The sequence below is a fragment of the Pseudomonas sp. 28 E 9 genome, from assembly GCF_900004785.1.
GTDB lineage: Bacteria > Pseudomonadota > Gammaproteobacteria > Pseudomonadales > Pseudomonadaceae > Aquipseudomonas > Aquipseudomonas orientalis_A.
This window is the reverse complement of the sequence record NZ_CVTK01000049.1, coordinates 54508-55862: the sequence shown is the minus strand read 5'-3', so window position 1 is coordinate 55862 and position 1355 is coordinate 54508. Positions and strand designations below refer to the sequence as shown.

Below are 1355 nucleotides of genomic sequence, written 5' to 3'. Positions count from 1 at the left end.
GAGTGGTGGGGCAAGAGCGTTTTGCTTACTTTTGCGCTTTTCAAAAGTGAGCCGCTGTAAAAGCGGAACCTATATCAGCCGTTACCGCAGAAACAGATATGTACTCAATCCAACCCAGCATCCTGGTCGACCCCGAGGCCGCCATCGGGGGCAAGCCCCCTCCCACAGTTTGGTCTGGTGACAGGCTTAGAACACCGACCACCCAATCCGCTCACTCAACAACTCCAACGCCTTGATCCCCGCCAGCGAGTTCCCCGCCGCGTTCAACTCCGGCGACCACACGCACACGGTAAACTGCCCCGGCACCACCGCGACAATCCCGCCGCCTACCCCGCTCTTGCCCGGCAGCCCTACGCGATAAGCAAAATTGCCCGCCTCGTCATACAGCCCGCTGGTGGCCATGATCGAGTTGACTTGTTTGGTCTGGCGCGCGGTCAGGATCTGCTCGCCACTGTGGGCGCTCACACCTTCGTTGGCCAGGAAGCTGAACGCCCGGGCCAGGTCCAGGCAGCTCATCTGCAAGGCGCAGTAGTTGAAGTAACTGTGCAACACCGCGTCCACATCGTTATGAAAGTTGCCGAAGGCTTTCATCAGGTAGGCCATGGCTGCATTACGCGCACCATGCCGGGCTTCGGATTCGGCGACCACGCTATCGACCAGGATCTGCGGATTGCCCGACAGCCGCCGCACAAAATCGCGCATCGACAGGATCGGCACGGCGAAACGCGACTGGTTGATGTCGCAGATCACCAGCGCGCCGGCGTTGATAAAAGGATTGCGCGGTCGGCCGCGTTCGAATTCCAGTTGCACCATGGAGTTGAACGGTTGCCCCGACGGTTCATGGCCCAGGCGCTCCCAGATACTTTCGCCGCCGTGGTCGATGGCCTGCACCAGGCTGAACACCTTGGAAATGCTCTGCACCGAAAACAGCGTGTCGGCGTCGCCCGCGCAATAGGCCGCGCCGTCGTTGCCGTATACCGCGATGCCAAGCTGGTTGGCGGGTACGTCGGCCAGGGCGGGAATGTAATCGGCGACTTTGCCGAGGCCGATCAGAGGCCGCACTTCGTCAAGGATCGACTCCAGCAGCGCCTGCATGTCTTGTCCTGTCATCTTCTCTGGATCAGTGGTGAACGAGGCGCGCAGGATACTTCACTGGGCACGAAAGCCCCACACAATCTCCACCATCCGCCCGGCGACCACCACATAGATTTGGATCAGCAACACACGATGCGAAGCGAGCCGCTCTTGATCTGGCTTTTGATCTTGATCTCAGGCGCCCCGTCAAACCACGCTGGCCGAACGCAGGCTTGAATCCGTGGGTAACCCGGCAGGACGCCGGGTTAGCCGCACTGGGC

General features: G+C 60.6%; 1 protein-coding gene. It reads right to left on the bottom strand.

What is annotated here, in order from left to right:
• Positions 1–186: 186 nt before the first annotated feature.
• On the bottom strand, positions 187–1095 hold the full coding sequence (gene glsB, locus BFQ00_RS16200; protein WP_065884751.1) for a glutaminase B: 909 nt from the start codon (positions 1093–1095) through the stop codon (positions 187–189).
• Positions 1096–1355: the final 260 nt, after the last annotated feature.